Origin of the sequence: Sphingobium sp. LSP13-1-1.1, from assembly GCF_040676415.1 — a bacterium.
Lineage (GTDB): Bacteria > Pseudomonadota > Alphaproteobacteria > Sphingomonadales > Sphingomonadaceae > Sphingobium.
Map to the genome: position 1 here is coordinate 1 of NZ_JBEGHU010000014.1, position 18,070 is coordinate 18,070.

The window sequence follows — 18,070 nt, forward strand, 5'->3', positions numbered from 1 at the left end:
CGAAGAAGGGCATGAGCGCCAAGCAGATGGAGCGCATGCTGGGCGTCACCTATAAGACAGCTTGGTTCCTCTGCCATCGCATCCGCGAAGCTATGGATGGCGCAGCCCCTACGGGTCCGCTGGGAGGCCCCAACGCCGTTGTCGAGGCTGATGAAACCTATGTCGGCGGCAAGGCTAAGAACCGCGCCACCCGCAAGCCCGCCGCAAAGAAGGCAGTCGTGGCTCTGGTCGAGCGCGATGGCCATGTTCGCAGTTTCCATGTCGCCAATGTGACCGCCAAGGACGTTCGCGGCCTGATCGTCTCACACATCGACCGCGCCTCGCACCTGATGACGGACGAAGCGCCGATCTACACCCGCTTAGGCCGTGAGTTTGCAGGTCATTCGGCCGTGAACCATAGCGCCAAGGAATATGTGGCCACGGGCGGCTTCAAGCACAGCAACACCGCCGAAAACTTCTTTTCTATTTTCAAGCGTGGCGTAATCGGCACCTATCATCACATGAGCGAAGCACATCTTGGCCGCTACACGGCTGAGTTTGATCTCCGCTACAACACCCGCGACATGACGGATGGCGAGCGCGCTGCGATTATCCTCAAGGGCGGCGAAGGTCGTCGCCTTACCTATCGGCGGATTGATAAGCTCGCCGCCTAAGACGGCCCGCATCGCCGGCCAGATCGGGGCGAAAAGGAAGCGTTACTTTTCCTGAGACTCGACTCGCTTCTTCCGGCTAGCCCTGTGAGGCTTGTGGGGGGTTGCGAGCATGTTTTTGAGCGCCGCCTCTCGACGGGCCACCGTCTCCGCTTCGGAGTAGGTGTCATGTTGTTTCTGATCGGCGTTCGTCATGGTGGATAAGGTAACATCCGGCTCCTTTGCGAGCAATCTAGCAGTTCCTTACCTGAGAGATGGGCTGGCAACGCTGCTAATACCAATCCCAAGCGTCCTAACGGAATTGATTGGCCGTATTGTAGTACAATGGGGTGCATTTGAATTGAGAATGGATGCCCTGGTTCAGGGCACCTCTACCGCTCTCCAGCGAGAACCAGATGAGCGCTGGCAGAGGTTACCTTTCAAGAAACGGAAAACGCTGTTTAGAGAACTCATGCGGGAGTATCTGAGCCGGACCCATCAACCGCAATTCGCCGGTGAATTTGATAAAATTTGCGGGACTGCTGCCAGCTTACATTGGAAGCGGAATGTGGTCGCGCATGGTTTTTATCAGATGGCTGCGCCCGAAAGTGGGAATCCCGACGATAACATCCAATTCATCGCGCACGGCACACACAACGGTCGTGACGTATCGATTGCGATACAAGAAGATGTCCTCACAGAGTTATGGCACGATATTGCCCACCTTGGTGGCGCGCTTATGGTATCAGCCGTTAAGATCGGCGCTGCGCTGACCCATCCAGAACTCGTAATCGAAGATAAATGGCTTTTACAAGATCAGCCACAAGGCAGCTTTCAGAGCCTTCCCATTCCCAATACGCATTGACCCCCACCTTAATCATCTCAGCGGTGATCTCTGGCTTATCCTGAAAAAGAGCGCCGGCCTGTCCTGTCGAATCTGGCATCTCATACTCGCTAAGTAAAGTATATAATTGCCCCATGTTCCGCTAGGAACCTATTGGCTATGGCAAGTGGGGCGAATGGCATAATTGTTCTCCATTCCCCTTATGGTCTCCGCGAGTCGCTTGGCGGTTTCCCGGTCGCCTATGACGATTTCGGGACACGCGTTGCGTCGATAATCCAGTTCAAGGCACTGCCTGTCGAGGTCATCAACAGACATACCATCATTGAGGGATTTCGACGTCGGCTTCGGTCGTCTCCGGCCGCTCCCTTTGAAACCCGTGTATGCCAAGCCACCACTGGAGGGCCATGATGCCGCCTTTGGCGGGCTGGAGCAGCCCGATCATCAGGGTCAGCGATAGCGGCATGATGATCGCAAGGAGCATGGGCACGGATAGCTGCGCATCGTGCACCAGTGCGATGATCACTGGCGCCAACAGATGCCCAGTCAGGAAGATCGAGACATAGGCCGGGAAGTCGTCCGTCTGTTGATGCGACCAGTCCTGTCCGCAACGGGCGCAATGCGGAACGGGCTTGAGGAATCGAGAGAATAGCTTCTCATCCCCACATCGAGGACATCGGCCACGCAGTCCGCGCATCGTTGCTTCCCAACCCGTGACGGGCAGCGCCAGTGCCTCAGTCAGCACGGGCTCGGACGTACTCACCCGATCGGGATCGACTCCCATATTGTCGAAGGGCGACACCATGAAATCAGGCATTGATCATCACGGCCGCGGTTTCCGGGAATCGTTCAGGAAAGTTTGATCGCTTGGATTGCACAAGCCATATATACAATATTACTATTAATTGTTAACAATGATATTTGATGTATTAAACATCATGAGGCAAATATGATCACGTCGCAGCAAATGCGGGCCGCACGCGCTCTTCTCGGCTTGGACCAGCGTCAGTTGGCCGAATTGGCGGGATTGTCTCTCCCTACGATCCAACGGATGGAGGCGTCCGAAGGCCAGGTGCGGGGCGTGGTCGAGACTCTGGTTAAAGTGATCATGGCGCTGGAGAGCGCCGGTATTGAGCTGTTGGGCGAGAACGCGCCGAGCACAGGCGTCGGGCGCGGGGTCCGCCTTCGTGAACCTGCCAGTGGCGGCGTCAGGCGGTCGTCGTCCTCCATGCTGTACGACAAGATACCGGCTGAGGAAGCCGACAGGTGATGGCAGCCTCCTATACGCCCAAACTCCTCACAACGCTGCGCGAAGGCTATTCGGTCGCGAGCTTCCGGGCAGATGCCATAGCAGGATTGACTGTGGCCATTGTTGCGCTCCCGCTCGCGATGGCGCTCGGCATTGCCAGTGGAGCGACGCCCGACAAGGGATTGGTGACCGCTGTGATCGCGGGCTTCCTGATCTCGGCGCTTGGCGGATCGCGCGTCCAGATCGGCGGACCGACCGGCGCCTTCGTGGTCGTGATCTTCAACGTCATCGCCCAGCACGGCTATGATGGACTTCTGGTGGCCACGCTGTTGGCCGGGCTGATCCTCATCGCCGCCGGCGCCCTTCGCCTGGGGCGGATGATCAAATATATCCCGCACCCGGTTGTGACCGGCTTTACCGCTGGCATCGCGGTGATCATCGGGTCGAGCCAGGTGAAGGATTTTCTCGGCCTCTCGATCGAGCATGTCCCTGCTGAATTCATTCCGAGGTGGCAGGCCTATTTTGGCGCGATCGCCACCGTCAATTGGGTCACGCTTGGCATCGGCGTGGGCACGCTTAGCGTTATCGTCATGCTGCGCAAGCTTGCGCCGAAATGGCCCGGCTTCTTGATCGCTGTGGTGGCGAGTTCGCTCGCAGTTGCCCTGCTCAAACTGCCGGTCGACACGATCGGGTCGCGCTTCCCGGATATGTCGGCCGGTTTGCCGATGCCGTCGTTGCCGGAATTCTCCCTGGCCAAGGTCGCCGCAGTTCTCCCTTCCGCGTTCACGATCGCCTTCCTCGCTGGGATAGAAGCCCTGCTCTCCGCAGTTGTCGCCGATGGAATGGCCGGAACACGCCATCGCTCCGATCAGGAGCTGATCGGCCAGGGCGTGGCGAATTTGGGGTCGGCACTCTTCGGCGGCCTGCCGGCGACCGGTGCCATCGCACGCACGGCGACCAACATCCGTTCTGGAGCAAAGACGCCTGTTGCGGGAATGATGCATGCGGCTTTTCTGCTCCTGTTCATCCTCTTCGCCAGCGACCTGATGGCCTATGTGCCGATGGCGGCGCTCGCTGCAATCCTATTCATGGTCGCCTGGGGCATGAGTGAGTACAAACGTTTCGTGGCCCTTCTGCGTATGCCGAACAGCGATCGTGCGGTACTTTTGCTCACTTTCGGACTGACGGTGCTGGTTGATCTGACAGTCGCAATCGGTGTCGGCGTAGCGCTCGCGTCATTGTTGTTCATGGCGCGCATGGCCGAAGCGGTCGAAGTTGACGCGGGGATCGCGCAAGAGTCCGAACTGGATGCAGAGGACATGCACCAACGCGATGCGCTTCCCCGCGGCGTCGAGGTGTTCCGGATCAACGGGCCGTTCTTCTTCGGGGTCGCCGGCGAACTGCTGGACACGTTGAGGCGGGTCGGTTCGTCGCCCAAAGTCCTTATCCTGCGCATGCGCCTGGTCCCGCTGCTCGATGCCAGCGGAGTGCAGGCGCTGGCGGAATTTGTCGAACAAGCCCGCATTACCGGCGCGCGTGTAATCCTCTCCGGTATAAGGCCACAGCCGTTCGCCATGCTCAAACGCGCACGCCTTGGCCGGTCCTCGGGCAAGCTCCTCTACACGTCGAACTATGCAGAGGCGCTCATCGCCGCCGCAAAGATCGTCGAGGAAGCCTGACATGCCGGGAACTTTCAACTCATGCGCATAACGCGGGAGGCAGGCTTGTGCGCTGTCGATCGAAATGCGCAGGCCCAACGTGACGACGGTCCATTATCAGGAGAAGCAGATGAACGACCAAGATTATGTCTATGACGAAGAAACCGGGGAATGGATGCCAGCAGCGGAACTGGCAGTGCGCCATGCCGAAGCCGAGAGGGTCGAGGTGCGTGATGCCGTGGGAAACATACTCATCGATGGCGATCAGGTCACATTGATCAAGGATCTGGAAGTCAAAGGTGCTGGGCAGACGCTGCGGCGTGGCACACTTATCAAGTCGATCCGACTTACCGGCGACACACAGGAAATCGACTGCAAATATGATGGCATTAAGGGACTGGTGCTGCGAGCGGAGTTTGTTCGGAAACGCACCTGATCACGAAGCAAACTGTCCGACACAGAGCATCAACAGGAAGCCCACCGTGCTGGCAACGCCGCCGATATAGGGGAAGGACCCGGAACGGGATCGCCGCAGCCGGAGCGGACGGAACACGCGGTGCAATGATGGCGCGATCGATCGGCAAAGCCTTGCCGCGACATATGCTGTAGCCGGATCATCAACTCGCCAAGCGCTGTGAGTGAATAAGCCGGGAGTACCGGCACGCAATCGAACCCAATTAGCGGACCGTCTGGACGCAGGAACGAAAATCGGCGGTTGAACGGCTACAAGGGGTCGGTTTCGCCGAAGGTGAACGCCGGATCGTGGGACAATCCTGCCGTTCGCGGATATGAGCAGGAATGGCGGGTCTCGGCGACACCCGAAATTCGATCCTTGACGCCAGTCATCCTCGTAATGGGTGAGATTGGCTGGGAACTCCTCCCAAAGATCTGCGGAATGCGGGATCGGGCCCTAGCTCGATAGCCGCTAGCCAAGCCTGGGAGACCCCCATTCTTCAAGTTTCGGTCCGCTCAGACAGTATCAAAGCATCGTCCATGTCGATCCCTGGTACGACCAAATCCTATCGCTCCAATAACATGTGAGCGGGATTTCATTGCGACGAATGAACATGATCCCCTAGTCTGTCAGTCGCACACCATCTGGAGCGCGCTCATGGCCGATGACCAGCCTCGTTACGAACCCTACGACAAGCCGGCAGGCGGTTGGGGTGCGGCTGCTGCTACGACAAAAGTCCTGATGCAGGAAAGCGTGGTCACTAAAGGATCGAAAGCGCTGCTCTCCATGAATCAGCCCGGCGGGTTCAAATGCCCGAGCTGCGCCTATCCCGACCCCGACTGCACCCAGACGCTGGAGTTTTGTGAGAATGGAGCGAAAGCGTCGTGCGCGCATTCGGGACCAACAACTTCCCCGACTGTTCGAACATGTGCCACGAACCGACCAGTCGGGGCCTCCCGCATTCGATCGGCGTCGGCAAAGGCACGGTCACCATGGCCGATTGGGCCAAGGCCGAAGCGATCTTCGTGATCGGCCAGAATATGGGGACCAATTCTCCCCGCATGATGACCGATCTCGTGCGCGTGTCCGGCATCGAGGAGGCACAGATCCGGCGTTGTGCCGAGATCTACATCCGGACCAGCGCGACGATCATCTGCTACGGCATGGGGCTGACCCAGCACCAGCAAGGCGCGCGGTTGCTCCAGCAGGTCTGCAACCTCCTGTTCCTGCGCGGCAACTTCGGCAAGCCCGGCGCCGGGATCGCGCCGATCCGGGGTCATTCGAACGTCCAGGGCGATCGCACCGTCGGCATCGATGAGCAGCCTGCCGCCGCATATCTCGATCGCGTCCGGGATGTGTTCGGGTTCGATCCGCCGCACGAGCATGGCCATCACACCGTCGATGCCGTCAAGGCGATTAGGGCGGGGACGGCCAAACTGTTCGTCGGCATGGGCGGTAACTTCGTGCGCGCCGTTCCGGACACCGAGCGCACCTATGAAGCCATGCGCAATCTCGACCTGACCGTCGGCATTTCGACCAAGCTCAATCGCAGGCATGTGGTCCATGGCAAGGAGGCGCTGATCCTGCCGGTCATTTCCCGGTCCGAGCGCATCGAGACAGAGGCGGGCGAGCAGTTCGCCACGATCGAGGACACCATGTCCAAGGTCAGCGCCTCGCGCGGCGTGCTCGATCCGGCCAGCCCGGACTGCCTGTCCGAAGTGGAGATCGTCTGCCGCATGGCCCGTGCCACGCTGCCCGATAGTAGCATCAAGTCGATCCCGGTAAAGATCCGGCTGGCGTGAGAATGGCTCGGGCGGCCCGATGACGCTGATAAGCCTTGCCGCGCTGCTCCACACCGCGATCGTCGCGGCGACGCTGCTGCACATATTGGCGCGACCGGACATCAACGCAACCACACGGATCGCCTGGGCGCTGGCTCTCTTCGTACTGCCTGTCCTCGGTGCGCTGGCCTATTTTCTGTTCGGTCGAATCCGGTTCGATGGCCCGCAAGGCGCCGCTCATCGCGAGGCCGAACTTGCGACCCGGCCAATGGTGCTGGACAGCGGCGAGCCGCATGACCTTGTCACTCAGGGACCGGCCAGCGGCTTTGCCAGCGCCATCAACGGGTTCGGCGTCACGCATGGCAACCGCGCGGAGTTGCTCGACAGCCCGGACGGGCAGCGCGCGCGCCTGATCGCCGATATCGATGCGGCACGGCGCTTCGTCCATGTCTTCTACTATATCTGGCTGGATGACGGCACCGGCCGGGCGGTCGCCGAAGCGCTGATCCGGGCGGCACGGCGCGGCGTACGCGTGCGCGCCGGAGTGGACGCGATCGGATCGGGCGCGCTCCTTAAATCCACCGTCTGGCAGGCGATGCGCGCAGCGGGCATCGAGACCATGGCGGCCTTGCCCATCGGCAATCCGTTATCGACGGTGCTCGTTCGCCGGCCTGATCTTCGCAATCATCGCAAGATCACGATCATCGACGGCGCTATCTGCCATTGCGGCAGCCAGAACTGCGCCGATCCGGCCTTCTCACCCAAGCCGAGATATGCGCCATGGGTCGATGTCATGACCCGGTTCGAGGGGCCGGTGGCGCGGCAGATGGACCTCCTCTTCGCGCAATCCTGGTTCGAACAGGGACCGATCGACCTGACCCCCTGGGACTACCGCACCGATCCTGTCGAAACCGGCGTCACGGCTCAGGTCGTTGGCACGGGTCCGACGACGGACAAGGGTGTGACCGCCCAGCTCCTTGCCCGCATCGTGGGCGAGGCCCGCCGTGAAATCATGATGACGACCCCCTATTTCGTGCCGGGCGATGTCGTATCGGAAGCCATCATCGGAGCGGCCATGGCGGGCGTGGATATCACGCTGATCGTGCCGCATCGCAATGATTCCTGGTTCGTCGGCGCGGCGAGCCGAGCCTATTATCCGCGACTGCTCGATGCGGGTGTCAGGATCCAGGAGTTCGAGGGCGGCCTCCTCCATGCAAAGATCCTGACCGTCGATGGCGAGCTGACTTTCTTCGGGTCGACCAATCTTGATTCTCGCAGCTTCGACCTCAATTTCGAAAATGACATCATGGTGCGGGACAAGGAATTCACCACCGCGATGCGGGCGCGCCAGCAGGAATATGGTCGTTCGGCGCGGCCGGTGACGCGAGGTCAGACAGAAGCCCTCCCTCTGCACACCCGCATCTGGCGCAATGCGCTTGCATCGCTCGGTCCGTTGATTTGACGTCCGGTCAGCTAGCGCTTCTCCCGGAATTTGGATCCCGATAGTATGGTTCGTCGAAGCACGGAGTATGACGCACATGGTTGGCACGCCGATCCCGAAGGACATCTTTACCGAACCGGAGAATGTCGATCCGGATACCCTCGCCAATCTCGGCCCGCTGAGGCGTTTGGCCGGAATATGGGAAGGCGACAAAGGCACCGATCTAAATCCGAAAGCGGATGGTCCCGAGCAGCGCCAATATTTTGAGCGTGTCGAGATGCAGCCGATCGATCCCCAGACGAATGGCCCCCAACTTCTCTACGGCCTGCGCTACCACACCCATATCGGCACGCGCGAAGAGGACATCACCTTCCACGACCAGATCGGCTATTGGCTGTGGGAGCCTGCAACCGGCCTCATCATGCAGACACTGGCTATCCCTCGTGGCCAGGTCGCGCTCGCATGTGGGCAAGCCGGGAAAGACGACATGACGCTGAAGGTGAAAGCCGTTCGCGGCCAGACCGATTATGGCATCTGCTCCACGGAGTTTCTGGAGCAGGCGTTCCGGACCGACAGCTACATGCTCGATATCGCTTTCGCCGCGGATGGCTCCTGGACATATACGAGCGAGACCATGCTGATGGTCAAAGGCCGCAACGAGCCGTTCACCCACCGCGACACGGGCAGCCTTAAGAAGGTGGGCGAGGCGGATCTCAATCCCTGGCTCAGGATCGTTCGCGCCAAGGCCGGCGGGCCGGGCTGATGGGGGGAGCCGCGACGACGTTTCACTATTTCGACACCAGGACCTGGCTTGGCGCGGTGATTCTTGCGGCGCTGCTGATCGGAGCCGCGATCCTCATTTCCTGGCTGGTGCAACGCGCCTTCACGACGCTCATCGCGCATGACCGGTCCGAACGCATCGACCAGATCACGATCTCGTTTCTCAGCCACCTGGCAATCCTGATCATATGGCTGCTGATCGGCGCGCTGTACGCCCATCTTGTTCCGGCGCTTAACCGTCTCAGCACCGCCTTGCTCGCCGGGGTCGGGCTGATGTCGGTGATCGTCGGCTTCGCCGCCCAGACGACGCTGGGCAATCTGGTCTCTGGCGTTAGCCTTGTATTGTACAAGCCATTCCGCCGTGGGGACCGATTGCAGGTCGTCGCGCCCAATAAGGATCAATTCGACGTCGGTGTTGTCGAGGATATCACGCTGGGTTTCACCATCCTGCGCACGGATGATGGCCGCGAGATCATCATAGCCAATGGCACGATGGCGCAGCAGACAATGATCAAACTGCCACGCAGCGAGAAGGATGGCGCATGAGAGCCGTGATCGCCGCCTCAGCTTTCGGAATAGTTGTGGGGGGCTTGGCCGATCGCCTAATTCACGATGAGGGAACGGGGGCGTCTGTCAGGAGCAGGCATTCGGACATCTATCCCGGAACGCCCGGCTCTGGTCGGCACAGGCTTCAAGGAAACTCCTCCGTCTTACATCGGCAAGCTGCGAAGTGAGTATGGCGCCCATTCACTTCGCCGGACGCCATTCACTTCGCCGGACGCCATTCACTTCGCCGGACGAAGGCGTCGATCATCTATAGGGCGACCGGGAACCTTCGTGCCGTCCAGATCCCTCTCGGTCATAGCAAGATCGAGAACATGGTTCGCTATCTCGGCTTCTTGGCGAGGGGCCATTCAGCGTAACCACAAGCGGAGCACTCCTCCGACCAGCGCCAACGCAAGAACGCTCGTCGCCCAAATTCCGACGAACCATCCAAGCCGGCACAGCCAAAGCGGCATCAATGATAGCCCTCCGTCCCTACCTTGCCGCGAAACACCCAATAGGACCACGCAGTATAGGCCAGGATGACGGGCACCATGATCGAGGCCCCCACCAGCATGAACATCTGGCTGCGGTGAGGCGCGGCCGCTTCCCAGATCGTCACCCGCGCTGGAATTACGTCGGGCCAGATCGAAATGCCAAGGCCGACGAGGCAAAGCCCGAACAAGGCAAGCGCCCAAAAGAATGGCTGCGCATCACGCTTCCGACGCAGGCTGCGATAGAAGAGCAATGTCACGATCACTGTGGCAAGCGGCACCTGCGCCGTCGCCACTATGCCGGGGAAGCTCAGCCAACGCTGATAATATTTTGTCTCCAGCCCCAAGGTCGCGAGACTGATTGCGCCGATCATGCTCAGAAGGCCGATGCCCAGTCGACCGGCATAGGTCACCGCCTGCCGTTGCAATCCGCCCTCGGTTTTCCAATTTAGCCAGCAGGCACCGAGCAGGGCATAGCCCACCAGCAGACTAATGCCGGTCAGCAGGCTGAACGGTGACAACCATTCCCACCAGCCGCCGGCATAGCTGCGACCCTTGACCGTGATACCCTGAAGAAGCGCGCCAAGCGCAATTCCTTGCGCGAAGGTGGTAATGACCGAGCCGGTGGTGAACGCCTTGTCCCAGAAGGCGCGGTGCGCCGGATCGCGCCATCGAAACTCGAAGGCGACACCTCGAAAGACGAGTCCCAGCAGCATCGCGATCATTGGCGCGTAAAGCGCTGGCAGGATGATCGCATAGGCTAGCGGGAATGCAGCGAGCAGACCGCCAACGCCCATCACCAGCCAGGTCTCGTTTCCGTCCCACACCGGCGCGATGCTATTCATCGCGGTGTCACGGTCCTGGCCGACCTTGAAGAGAGGAAAGAGGATGCCAATGCCGAGATCGAAGCCATCCATCACGACATAGGCAATGATCGCAAAGCCGATGATGCAAGCCCAGATGACAGTGAGATCGATCATGCCGAAGCTCCCTCGATGATAGCTGGGGCGGGGGTGATGCCTGCGCTGCGGATCGGTGCGTCATCGGGCGGGGTTTCATGCGCTTGGGGCGGCTTCTTCATCAGATGCAGGAGATACCAGATGCCCATGCCGAAGACGGTGAAATAGACGATCGCAAATGCGAGCAGCGACGAGGCGACGGCGGGAGCATCCAGAGGCGAAGCGCTCTGTGTCGTCCTTAGCAAGCCGTAGATCGTGAACGGCTGGCGCCCGACTTCGGTTACCACCCAGCCGGCCAGCACGGCGACAAGTCCGGACGGTCCCATCAGGACCGCGAACCGATGCAGCATCGGCCAGTCGTAAAGCGCCTTGCGCCAGCGCGCGATGAGGCTCCACAGCCCGATTGCGAGCATGGCAAACCCAATGCCGACCATGACGCGAAAGGCCCAGAAGACGATGCCGACGGGCGGTTGGTCGGCTTTCGGTACAGTGTCGAGACCCTTCAGGGGCGCGTCGAGTTCGTGCCTGAGGATCAGCGACGAGGCCTTTGGTATCTCGATGGCGTAGTCGACCCGCTGTTCCTTGCTGTTCGGGATGCCGAACAGGATCAGCGGAGCGCCGTGCGGGTGACTCTGGTAATGGCCCTCCATTGCCATGACCTTCACCGGCTGATGCTCGAGCGTATTCAGTCCGTGCATGTCGCCGGCGAAGATCTGGATCGGCGCAACGATCGCTGCCATCCACATCGCCATCGAGAACATCTTGCGCGCGCCCGGATTGGCGCGGTCCTTGAGAAGATGCCAGGCACCCACCGCGCCGACGATGAAGGCGGTCGTCAGATAGGCCGCGAGGACCGTGTGGAACAGGCGATAGGGGAAGCTGGGATTGAAGATGATCGCAAGCCAGCTTGTCCCGGGCAGGAACTGACCGTTGGCGCCGATCTCATAGCCAGTCGGCGTTTGCATCCAGCTGTTGACCGCCAGGATCCAGAAGGCGGAAATAAAGGTCCCCAGCGCCACGGCTAGCGTAGCGACAAAGTGCAGCTTGCGCCCGACCTTGTTGATTCCGAACAGCATGACGCCGAGGAAGCCGGCCTCCAGGAAGAAAGCGGTCAGTACTTCATAGGCCATCAGCGGCCCGATAACTGGACCTGCCTTATCGGAAAACACCGACCAGTTCGTACCGAACTGGTAAGACATGACGATACCCGAGACGACGCCCATCCCGAACACGACAGCGAAAATCTTGAGCCAATAGCGGAACAGATTGGCATAAACGCCCTTACCGGTCTTCAGCCACAGGGCCTCCAGTACCGCCAGATAGCTTGCCAGCCCGATGGAAAAGGCGGGGAACAAGAAGTGGAAGCTGACCGTAAAGGCGAATTGCGCCCGCGCAAGAATGATGGCGTCCATGGATGTCCCCGTTCAGCTGGCGAGTGCGGACCAGCTCTTGAATAGCATGTAGATGGCGACAATGAGCACGAAGATCGCGAACAGGCTGTTCAATCGGCCCTTTTCGGCAGCCATCACTTGGGATGTGCGTGTGCCGATGATGCTTCCGACGATGCCGCCCGCGATGAAAACGCTGGCGAGGCCCCACAGGACATAGCCAGAAACAGCATAGTTGAGCGCGGTGGTCAGGCCGAAGGCGGCGACCGCCACCAGCGAAGTGCCGATAGCACGCAGGATCGGCATATGTGTCGACGCAATCAGGCCCGGTACGATGAGGAAACCCCCGCCAATTCCGAAAAAGCCGGAAAATGCCCCGGTGCCGAGACCATAGCCAACCACCTTGCCAACGTTCTCCCGGTTACATTGCGCGCCTTCTATGCCCTGATCGCCGCGTCCGCGGAACATCAGGAACGCCACCACGACCATCAGGATAGCGAATAGAAAGAGCAGCCTGTGTCCGTCGATGCTCTTGCCGAGGGTCGAGCCGCCGAGCGCGCCGATGAGGCCAGCCGCCGCATAGATCCCGCCGCACCGCCAGTTCACCGTCCGGGCATGGGCATGGTTCCAGAGACCGGCGAGCGCGTTGACCGCGACCGCCAGAGCGCTGGTGCCGATAGCCTCGTGCGGATTGCGGATCCCCACGAGATAGAGCAGCAAGGGCACGGCGAGGATCGATCCGCCGCCGCCGACGAGCCCGAGCACGAACCCGACGAGCGCGCCCGAGAGACCGCCAAGGGCATATTGCATCGGCTCCAGCATGGCTCAGTGCGCCGCCCCGATTGCATGCGGCGCGACCATCCATTCGCGCCCCTTGAGCATGCCGTGCCAGTAGACCGGCGGAAGGATCGTGTCTTTCAGCAACCACGACAGGCGGGAGGGACGCGTCCCGTCGATCAGCCAGTTGGGGAAGCTGGGTAAGAGTTTGCCGCCATAGCCGAATTCGGCGAGGACGATCTTGCCTGCCTCGACCGTCAGCGGGCAGGAACCATAGCCGTCATAGTCCGCGACCGGTTCCTTGCCTTCAAGAGCAGCGAGAACGTTTACCGCGACGACCGGTGCCTGCTTGCGTGCGGCGGCTGCGGTCTTGGCGTTGGAGGCGGAGCAGGCGTCGCCCAGTGCGAACACGTTGGGATAGCGCAGGTGCTGAAGCTTCGCCTCGTCAACCTCGATGAAGCCGGACGCGGCCGCGAGCGGACTCGACCGGACAAAATCCGGAGCGACCTGGGGCGGTACGACATGGATCATGTCGAAGCGTTCATCGACCCGTCGCGTGCCATCGCCATCCTTGCGCTCGAAGGTGGCGACCTTCGCCGCGCCATCGATGGCAACCAGCTTCGATTCGAAATTCAGGTGCGCGCCATAACGCTCGACATATTCCATGAGCGCAGGGACATAGGCTGCGACGCCGAACAACACCGCACCGGCAGTGTGGAACTGCACGTCGATGTCCTTCAGGACCCCGGCCTTTTCCCAGCGATGACAGGAGAGATACATGGCCTTTTGCGGCGCGCCGGCACATTTGATCGGCATCGCAGGCTGGGTGAACAACGCCCGCCCGCCCTTGAATTCCTTGACAAGCCGGTTGGTATAGGGCGCGAGATCGTAGCCGTAATTGGAGGTGACGCCGTTCTTCCCGATCGTTTCGGCCAGACCTGGTATGGCATTCCAGTCGAGCGTGATGCCGGGACAGGCGACCAGGACCCGATAGCCGACGTCGCGACCGTCACAGAGGATCACCTTGTTCTCGTCGGGGGCGAAGCCGGAGGCGGCGGAGCGGATCCAGGTGACCTGCCTGGGCATGACCCGCGCTTCGGCGCGGCGCGTGAATTCCTTGTCGAACACCCCTGCGCCGACCATCGTCCAGCCCGGCTGGTAATAATGCACCTCCGACGGCTCGATGACGGCGATATCAAGTTTGGGATTGCGCTTCAGAAGGCTGGACGCCGTTGCAATTCCGGCAGCACCGCCACCGACGATCACGACATCGTGAATCCTGGGAGAGGAAGCCGAGTTCTCCTGCGATTGGGCAAGCTCGTAGAGCTTCGTCGATCGAGCGCCGGAGCGACAGAAAGCCAGAATCGGCTTGGGAAGGACCGCAATCGCCTCCGCCATGGCGTCGACATTGGCGTTGGCGATCGCGCCTGAAGCTGCGGGCACATGGGCGAAGCGCAGGCCCGCTTGCTGGGCAGCCTCGCGGATCTGGTCTGCCGTAATTTGCCCCGGTTCCTCGCCGTCGGGCCGGTTGCAGATGATGGCCTTGAACCCCTGGGCTGCAATCGAGGGGATATCGGCGATCGTAAGCTGGGGCGATACGGCGAAGTCTGTGTTCAGCGGTTTGATGTCCATGATTGCTCCTCCACCCGCTGCCGCGCGGGGCTGTTATCTCATTATGTGGTGATGCGGTGGATGGTCATGCCGGCCAGCATGGCGACCACGAATATCCCGGCCTCGAACGGGGCGATCAGCAAGTCAGCCAGCGCCGGTCCGGGGCACAGGCCCCCGATGCCCCAGCCGATGCCGAACAGAGCTGCGCCCGCCAGCAGCTTCCCGTCGATCAGGCGGGTGCCGGGCAGGTCAAAGGCGTTGCACGCGACGGGCTTCGTCATGCGTTGCTGGATCAGCCAGGCTATCGCCATCGGAACCATCGCCCCCGCCATCACAAAAGCGAGCGTGGGATCCCATGCGTCGAAGAGGTCAAGAAAGGCACGCACACGTGCAGGGTCGGCCATGCCGGAAACGGCAAGTCCAGCGCCGAACAGCAGGCCAGACGCGAGCGCGAGCGCAACCTGCCTCATAGCCAGCCTCCCAGGCGCATCACGCCAACCGTTGCAAAGCCGCTGGCCATGAAAGTGAAGGTTGCCACTATCGACCGCGGCGACAGCCGCGAAAGGCCGCATACCCCGTGGCCACTGGTGCAGCCCGACCCGAGCCGGGTGCCCAGGCCGACAAGCAACCCCGCCCCGATGAGTTGCAGGATGCCCGCGCCGAAGCGGGTTTCAACACCACCGCAAACCAGTGTTACCAGCATCGCGCCCAGTGGCAGTCCGACCACGAAGGCGATGGCAAGCGCACGCGGCGCCCCAGCGGTGGCGATGGCGGTCGCGCGGGCCAGCATGCCGCTGACCCCCGCGATCCGGCCAAGGCCCAGCAACATGATGGCGGCGGCAAGGCCGATCATCAGGCCGCCCAGAAATCCGGCAACGGGCATTGCATCGGGAAAGCCGGGCAAGGTCATAGCGCGTTGACCGGGATCTTGAGGTAGGTGATGCCGTTGTCCTCAGGCGGCGGCAGGTGCCCGGCGCGCATGTTGACCTGGACCGAGGGCAGGATCAGGCGCGGCATCGCGAGCGTCTTGTCGCGGGCCTCGCGCATCGCGACGAATTCGTCTTCGCTCACGCCGTCGTGAATATGGACGTTGGAACTGCGTTCCGCCTCGACCGTGGTTTCCCACACATAGTCCGTACGTCCTTCGGGCAGATAGTCGTGGCACATGAACAGCCGGGTTTCCGGCGGCAACGACAGGAGCCGTTTGGCAGACTGGTAAAGGGTACGGGCATCCCCGCCGGGAAAATCGGCGCGGGCCGTGCCATAGTCCGGCATGAACATGGTATCGCCGACAAAGACGGCGTCACCGATCACATAGGCAATGCAAGCCGGCGTGTGGCCCGGCACATGGAGCACGGTGACGTCGAGATTGCCAATGCGGAAGTGGTCGCCATCCTTCCACAGATGATCGAAATCGGAGCCGTCGCGCTCGAAGTCCGTGCCGGCATTGAACAGCTTGCCAAAGGCTTCCTGCACGGTGACGATATGCTCGCCGATGGCGATCTTCCCGCCCAGCTTCTCCTGCAGATAGGGCGCTGCCGACAAGTGATCGGCATGGGCGTGGGTCTCCAGGTGCCAGTCGACCAGCAGTCCCTTCTCCCCAACATAATCGAGAACTGCATCTGCCGCGCAGAAGGATGTCCGACCCGAAGCCGGATCATAGTCCAGCACGCTGTCGATGATCGCGGCGCGTCGGCTTTCGGCATCGTGAACGACGTAAGTCACCGTGAACGTCGGTTCGTCGAAGAATGCCTTGATCTGCGGGACGCCAGTCTGCGCGGCCGAGATTTGCAACGATGCAGCTTCAAGTGAGGAGTCGATCACGGAAAACCTCATAAATTCACATTTACATATATTGTGTAATCGAATAATTCTGTTGCGTCAAGAAACTAGAGTGTCGAAGGAAGCACTATGGAAACCAGTCAAAGGATCGAGGGCAGGCCCCCGCGTATCGGAGAACCCGCGCCCGATTTCCGCGCGCGCTCGACAACCGGCGAAATCCAGCTCTCCAAGCTGCGCGGACGATGGGTGATCTTCTTCTCTCATCCCGCGGATTTCACGCCTGTCTGCAGCACGGAATTTGCCGAGCTCGCCCGGCGCCAGTTGGAGTTCGATGCGCTCGAAACCTCGCTATTGGGGCTGTCTGTCGACAGCCTTTACGCGCACATGGCGTGGGTCAGGGCGATCCGCGAGACGCTGGGAGCCGATGTCCGATTTCCCATCATAGAGGATCCGAGCATGGCGATCGGGCGTGCCTATGGCATGATCGATGAACAATCGGCCGACAGCATGGCGATGCGATCGACATTCTTCATCGACCCGGAAGGAGTCATTAGAGCGATCACTTGCTATCCCCACAATGTGGGGCGTTCGGTGGACGAGATGCTGCGGCTGCTCAAGGCATTGAAGGCGGTGGAAGGAGCCGACACGCTGGCGCCTGAAGGATGGCGGGATGGACAGCCGCTGCTCTCAGCACCCTCCGACGTCTCCGGAGATCGTCAGGACTGGTTTTGCCGTTTTGTGGACGCGCCATGAAAGCGGCATTTTACGAAGACCGCGACACTGCGACCATCGCTGCTGAAAAGCTGAAGGTCTTTGCTCAACCGCAGCGCCTTATGATTCTGTCGTGCCTGTTGCGCGGGGAACGCAACGTCTCGGAAATTGGCGAAGCGACCGACATCGCGCAACCCGCGCTCAGCCAGCAGCTGGGCGAGTTGCGCCGCGCCAACCTCGTTCAAACGCGCAAGGAAGCTAAATTGGTGTGGTATGCGCTTGCTGACGAGGATGTCGCCCTATGTGTCCGCACAATGGAAGCGATTTTCGGAGGCATAGGCAAAATAGACGATGTTCGCGGCGCTGCGAAGCCGGCCCGCGGCCAGCCGCTGTCGGGCGGTGTCGCTGGTTTCGCTCAAATTTTGGATTGAAAACTTTCTGTCGCTAGAACGATTTCCAAGCGATCGGAACCGATTGCTGGTTAAGAAATCGCGGAAAACAAGGAATCCAGGGCGGCGATCCGATTCAATCAGATCGAAACCCGCTCTAGCGCCCAGGCGCCTGACTCTTGACTCTGCTGACTCCGCAAAAATCACATCGGCAGTCGGTGCAGGAGCCAGGGATTATCGAAACGGACACACCGTCAGGCTTCAGAGGGATACGGCGTATATCGTGCCGATCATCGGCGCAGCGATTAGGCCGGGCGGTCTTGCACCAGCCGGAGCGGCACGATTGCTGTGAACTGACATATTCGCACCCGGACCGGAACGGCGCATGTTGGGTCCGCGTCCGCGCCGAGCCCCCTACCGGTTTGCTTTGGAACAAAGCCCTCGTTCCCGCCCACGTCGCTAAGCGTCGCGTTGTACCGAGAGCCGACATCTACCGTTTGGCCACATCGGTGTCGTTTGAGGAACGGGAAGGCGCAAACCATTTTCTGAAATTACATGACTTCAGACATCTTCTTGCGTTGCG

Annotated in this window: 20 protein-coding genes; 11 read left to right on the plus strand and 9 right to left on the minus strand. The window is 60.7% G+C overall.

The genetic code is table 11. The features are described from left to right. Nucleotides 1-11 precede the first annotated feature (11 nt). Nucleotides 12-653 (plus strand): IS1595 family transposase, encoded by a 642-nt coding sequence (locus MRBLSP13_RS10665; RefSeq protein WP_363754417.1) that lies wholly within the window; start codon nucleotides 12-14, stop codon nucleotides 651-653. 190 nt (nucleotides 654-843) lie between these two features. After that, nucleotides 844-1,494 carry a hypothetical protein gene (locus tag MRBLSP13_RS10670; protein WP_363754420.1) on the plus strand — a complete coding sequence of 217 codons (651 nt, stop codon included), beginning with the start codon at nucleotides 844-846 and terminating at the stop codon, nucleotides 1,492-1,494. 298 nt (nucleotides 1,495-1,792) lie between these two features. Here the strand turns inward: MRBLSP13_RS10670 and MRBLSP13_RS10675 are convergent, their stop codons facing one another. Continuing rightward, a complete protein-coding gene (locus MRBLSP13_RS10675; protein WP_363754422.1) occupies nucleotides 1,793-2,287 on the minus strand; it encodes a DUF983 domain-containing protein in 495 nt (164 codons plus the stop codon). A 132-nt stretch (nucleotides 2,288-2,419) separates the two neighbouring features. On the opposite strand from MRBLSP13_RS10675, the gene MRBLSP13_RS10680 reads away from it, so the two are divergent. From MRBLSP13_RS10680 to MRBLSP13_RS10710, 7 genes are all read left to right on the plus strand, one after another. After that, nucleotides 2,420-2,740: a helix-turn-helix domain-containing protein gene (locus tag MRBLSP13_RS10680; RefSeq protein ID WP_133655018.1), complete on the plus strand. Its 321-nt coding sequence runs from the start codon at nucleotides 2,420-2,422 to the stop codon at nucleotides 2,738-2,740. Then, nucleotides 2,740-4,398, plus strand: coding sequence for a SulP family inorganic anion transporter (locus MRBLSP13_RS10685; protein WP_363754424.1), 1,659 nt, complete (start codon nucleotides 2,740-2,742; stop codon nucleotides 4,396-4,398). The genes MRBLSP13_RS10680 and MRBLSP13_RS10685 overlap by 1 nt, the downstream gene beginning before the upstream one ends. 109 nt (nucleotides 4,399-4,507) lie before the next feature. After that, nucleotides 4,508-4,813: an alkylphosphonate utilization protein gene (locus MRBLSP13_RS10690; RefSeq protein ID WP_363754427.1), complete on the plus strand. Its 306-nt coding sequence runs from the start codon at nucleotides 4,508-4,510 to the stop codon at nucleotides 4,811-4,813. 902 nt (nucleotides 4,814-5,715) lie between these two features. Continuing rightward, the gene (locus MRBLSP13_RS10695; protein WP_363754429.1) at nucleotides 5,716-6,633 is read left to right on the plus strand and encodes a molybdopterin-dependent oxidoreductase; all 918 of its coding nucleotides are present in this window, start codon (nucleotides 5,716-5,718) and stop codon (nucleotides 6,631-6,633) included. Between the two features lie 19 nt (nucleotides 6,634-6,652). Further along, the gene (locus tag MRBLSP13_RS10700; RefSeq protein ID WP_363754432.1) at nucleotides 6,653-8,074 is read left to right on the plus strand and encodes a phospholipase D-like domain-containing protein; all 1,422 of its coding nucleotides are present in this window, start codon (nucleotides 6,653-6,655) and stop codon (nucleotides 8,072-8,074) included. Nucleotides 8,075-8,141: 67 nt separating this feature from the next. After that, complete coding sequence (locus MRBLSP13_RS10705) at nucleotides 8,142-8,816, plus strand: FABP family protein (RefSeq protein WP_363754434.1); 675 nt, start codon at nucleotides 8,142-8,144, stop codon at nucleotides 8,814-8,816. Further along, the gene (locus MRBLSP13_RS10710) at nucleotides 8,816-9,379 is read left to right on the plus strand and encodes a mechanosensitive ion channel domain-containing protein (RefSeq protein ID WP_363754436.1); all 564 of its coding nucleotides are present in this window, start codon (nucleotides 8,816-8,818) and stop codon (nucleotides 9,377-9,379) included. The genes MRBLSP13_RS10705 and MRBLSP13_RS10710 overlap by 1 nt, the downstream gene beginning before the upstream one ends. A 368-nt stretch (nucleotides 9,380-9,747) precedes the next feature. Here the strand turns inward: MRBLSP13_RS10710 and MRBLSP13_RS10715 are convergent, their stop codons facing one another. Genes MRBLSP13_RS10715 through MRBLSP13_RS10750 form a run of 8 tightly spaced genes read right to left on the minus strand, consistent with a single transcriptional unit; the run spans nucleotide 9,748 to nucleotide 16,429 of the window. Next, nucleotides 9,748-9,852 carry a DUF2474 family protein gene (locus tag MRBLSP13_RS10715; protein ID WP_363736689.1) on the minus strand — a complete coding sequence of 35 codons (105 nt, stop codon included), beginning with the start codon at nucleotides 9,850-9,852 and terminating at the stop codon, nucleotides 9,748-9,750. Continuing rightward, on the minus strand, nucleotides 9,852-10,850 hold the full coding sequence (gene cydB / locus MRBLSP13_RS10720; protein ID WP_363754438.1) for a cytochrome d ubiquinol oxidase subunit II: 999 nt from the start codon (nucleotides 10,848-10,850) through the stop codon (nucleotides 9,852-9,854). The genes MRBLSP13_RS10715 and cydB overlap by 1 nt, the downstream gene beginning before the upstream one ends. Next, nucleotides 10,847-12,241 carry a cytochrome ubiquinol oxidase subunit I gene (locus tag MRBLSP13_RS10725; protein WP_363754440.1) on the minus strand — a complete coding sequence of 465 codons (1,395 nt, stop codon included), beginning with the start codon at nucleotides 12,239-12,241 and terminating at the stop codon, nucleotides 10,847-10,849. The genes cydB and MRBLSP13_RS10725 overlap by 4 nt, the downstream gene beginning before the upstream one ends. Before the next feature lie 12 nt (nucleotides 12,242-12,253). After that, on the minus strand, nucleotides 12,254-13,039 hold the full coding sequence (locus MRBLSP13_RS10730; protein WP_363754442.1) for a sulfite exporter TauE/SafE family protein: 786 nt from the start codon (nucleotides 13,037-13,039) through the stop codon (nucleotides 12,254-12,256). 3 nt (nucleotides 13,040-13,042) lie between these two features. Continuing rightward, entirely contained in the window at nucleotides 13,043-14,626 is a 1,584-nt protein-coding gene (locus MRBLSP13_RS10735) for a TIGR01244 family sulfur transferase (RefSeq protein WP_363754444.1), read from the minus strand. 41 nt (nucleotides 14,627-14,667) lie between these two features. Further along, nucleotides 14,668-15,075 carry a DUF6691 family protein gene (locus MRBLSP13_RS10740; RefSeq protein WP_363754447.1) on the minus strand — a complete coding sequence of 136 codons (408 nt, stop codon included), beginning with the start codon at nucleotides 15,073-15,075 and terminating at the stop codon, nucleotides 14,668-14,670. Then, nucleotides 15,072-15,515, minus strand: coding sequence for a YeeE/YedE family protein (locus MRBLSP13_RS10745; protein WP_363736682.1), 444 nt, complete (start codon nucleotides 15,513-15,515; stop codon nucleotides 15,072-15,074). The genes MRBLSP13_RS10740 and MRBLSP13_RS10745 overlap by 4 nt, the downstream gene beginning before the upstream one ends. After that, nucleotides 15,512-16,429, minus strand: coding sequence for an MBL fold metallo-hydrolase (locus tag MRBLSP13_RS10750; RefSeq protein WP_363736681.1), 918 nt, complete (start codon nucleotides 16,427-16,429; stop codon nucleotides 15,512-15,514). Before MRBLSP13_RS10750 ends, MRBLSP13_RS10745 begins: the two co-directional genes overlap by 4 nt. A gap of 87 nt (nucleotides 16,430-16,516) precedes the next feature. Here MRBLSP13_RS10750 and MRBLSP13_RS10755 point away from each other — a divergent pair, with 87 nt between their 5' ends. Beyond that, entirely contained in the window at nucleotides 16,517-17,140 is a 624-nt protein-coding gene (locus MRBLSP13_RS10755) for a peroxiredoxin (RefSeq protein ID WP_363736680.1), read from the plus strand. Beyond that, nucleotides 17,137-17,529 carry an ArsR/SmtB family transcription factor gene (locus MRBLSP13_RS10760; protein WP_363736679.1) on the plus strand — a complete coding sequence of 131 codons (393 nt, stop codon included), beginning with the start codon at nucleotides 17,137-17,139 and terminating at the stop codon, nucleotides 17,527-17,529. Before MRBLSP13_RS10755 ends, MRBLSP13_RS10760 begins: the two co-directional genes overlap by 4 nt. The last annotated feature ends 541 nt before the right edge of the window (nucleotides 17,530-18,070 follow it).

What these genes read in the sequence shown, in the direction of transcription:
- MRBLSP13_RS10675 (WP_363754422.1), bottom strand. Translation starts at nt 2,287, where the DNA reads ATGCCTGATTTCATGGTGTCGCCCTTCGACAATATGGGAGTCGATCCC.
- cydB (WP_363754438.1), bottom strand. Translation starts at nt 10,850, where the DNA reads ATGATCGATCTCACTGTCATCTGGGCTTGCATCATCGGCTTTGCGATC.
- MRBLSP13_RS10705 (WP_363754434.1), top strand. Translation starts at nt 8,142, where the DNA reads ATGACGCACATGGTTGGCACGCCGATCCCGAAGGACATCTTTACCGAA.
- MRBLSP13_RS10710 (WP_363754436.1), top strand. Translation starts at nt 8,816, where the DNA reads ATGGGGGGAGCCGCGACGACGTTTCACTATTTCGACACCAGGACCTGG.
- MRBLSP13_RS10700 (WP_363754432.1), top strand. Translation starts at nt 6,653, where the DNA reads ATGACGCTGATAAGCCTTGCCGCGCTGCTCCACACCGCGATCGTCGCG.
- MRBLSP13_RS10685 (WP_363754424.1), top strand. Translation starts at nt 2,740, where the DNA reads ATGGCAGCCTCCTATACGCCCAAACTCCTCACAACGCTGCGCGAAGGC.
- MRBLSP13_RS10715 (WP_363736689.1), bottom strand. Translation starts at nt 9,852, where the DNA reads ATGCCGCTTTGGCTGTGCCGGCTTGGATGGTTCGTCGGAATTTGGGCG.
- MRBLSP13_RS10670 (WP_363754420.1), top strand. Translation starts at nt 844, where the DNA reads ATGGTGGATAAGGTAACATCCGGCTCCTTTGCGAGCAATCTAGCAGTT.
- MRBLSP13_RS10725 (WP_363754440.1), bottom strand. Translation starts at nt 12,241, where the DNA reads ATGGACGCCATCATTCTTGCGCGGGCGCAATTCGCCTTTACGGTCAGC.
- MRBLSP13_RS10745 (WP_363736682.1), bottom strand. Translation starts at nt 15,515, where the DNA reads ATGACCTTGCCCGGCTTTCCCGATGCAATGCCCGTTGCCGGATTTCTG.
- MRBLSP13_RS10665 (WP_363754417.1), top strand. Translation starts at nt 12, where the DNA reads ATGAGCGCCAAGCAGATGGAGCGCATGCTGGGCGTCACCTATAAGACA.
- MRBLSP13_RS10680 (WP_133655018.1), top strand. Translation starts at nt 2,420, where the DNA reads ATGATCACGTCGCAGCAAATGCGGGCCGCACGCGCTCTTCTCGGCTTG.
- MRBLSP13_RS10690 (WP_363754427.1), top strand. Translation starts at nt 4,508, where the DNA reads ATGAACGACCAAGATTATGTCTATGACGAAGAAACCGGGGAATGGATG.
- MRBLSP13_RS10730 (WP_363754442.1), bottom strand. Translation starts at nt 13,039, where the DNA reads ATGCTGGAGCCGATGCAATATGCCCTTGGCGGTCTCTCGGGCGCGCTC.
- MRBLSP13_RS10735 (WP_363754444.1), bottom strand. Translation starts at nt 14,626, where the DNA reads ATGGACATCAAACCGCTGAACACAGACTTCGCCGTATCGCCCCAGCTT.
- MRBLSP13_RS10760 (WP_363736679.1), top strand. Translation starts at nt 17,137, where the DNA reads ATGAAAGCGGCATTTTACGAAGACCGCGACACTGCGACCATCGCTGCT.
- MRBLSP13_RS10755 (WP_363736680.1), top strand. Translation starts at nt 16,517, where the DNA reads ATGGAAACCAGTCAAAGGATCGAGGGCAGGCCCCCGCGTATCGGAGAA.
- MRBLSP13_RS10740 (WP_363754447.1), bottom strand. Translation starts at nt 15,075, where the DNA reads ATGAGGCAGGTTGCGCTCGCGCTCGCGTCTGGCCTGCTGTTCGGCGCT.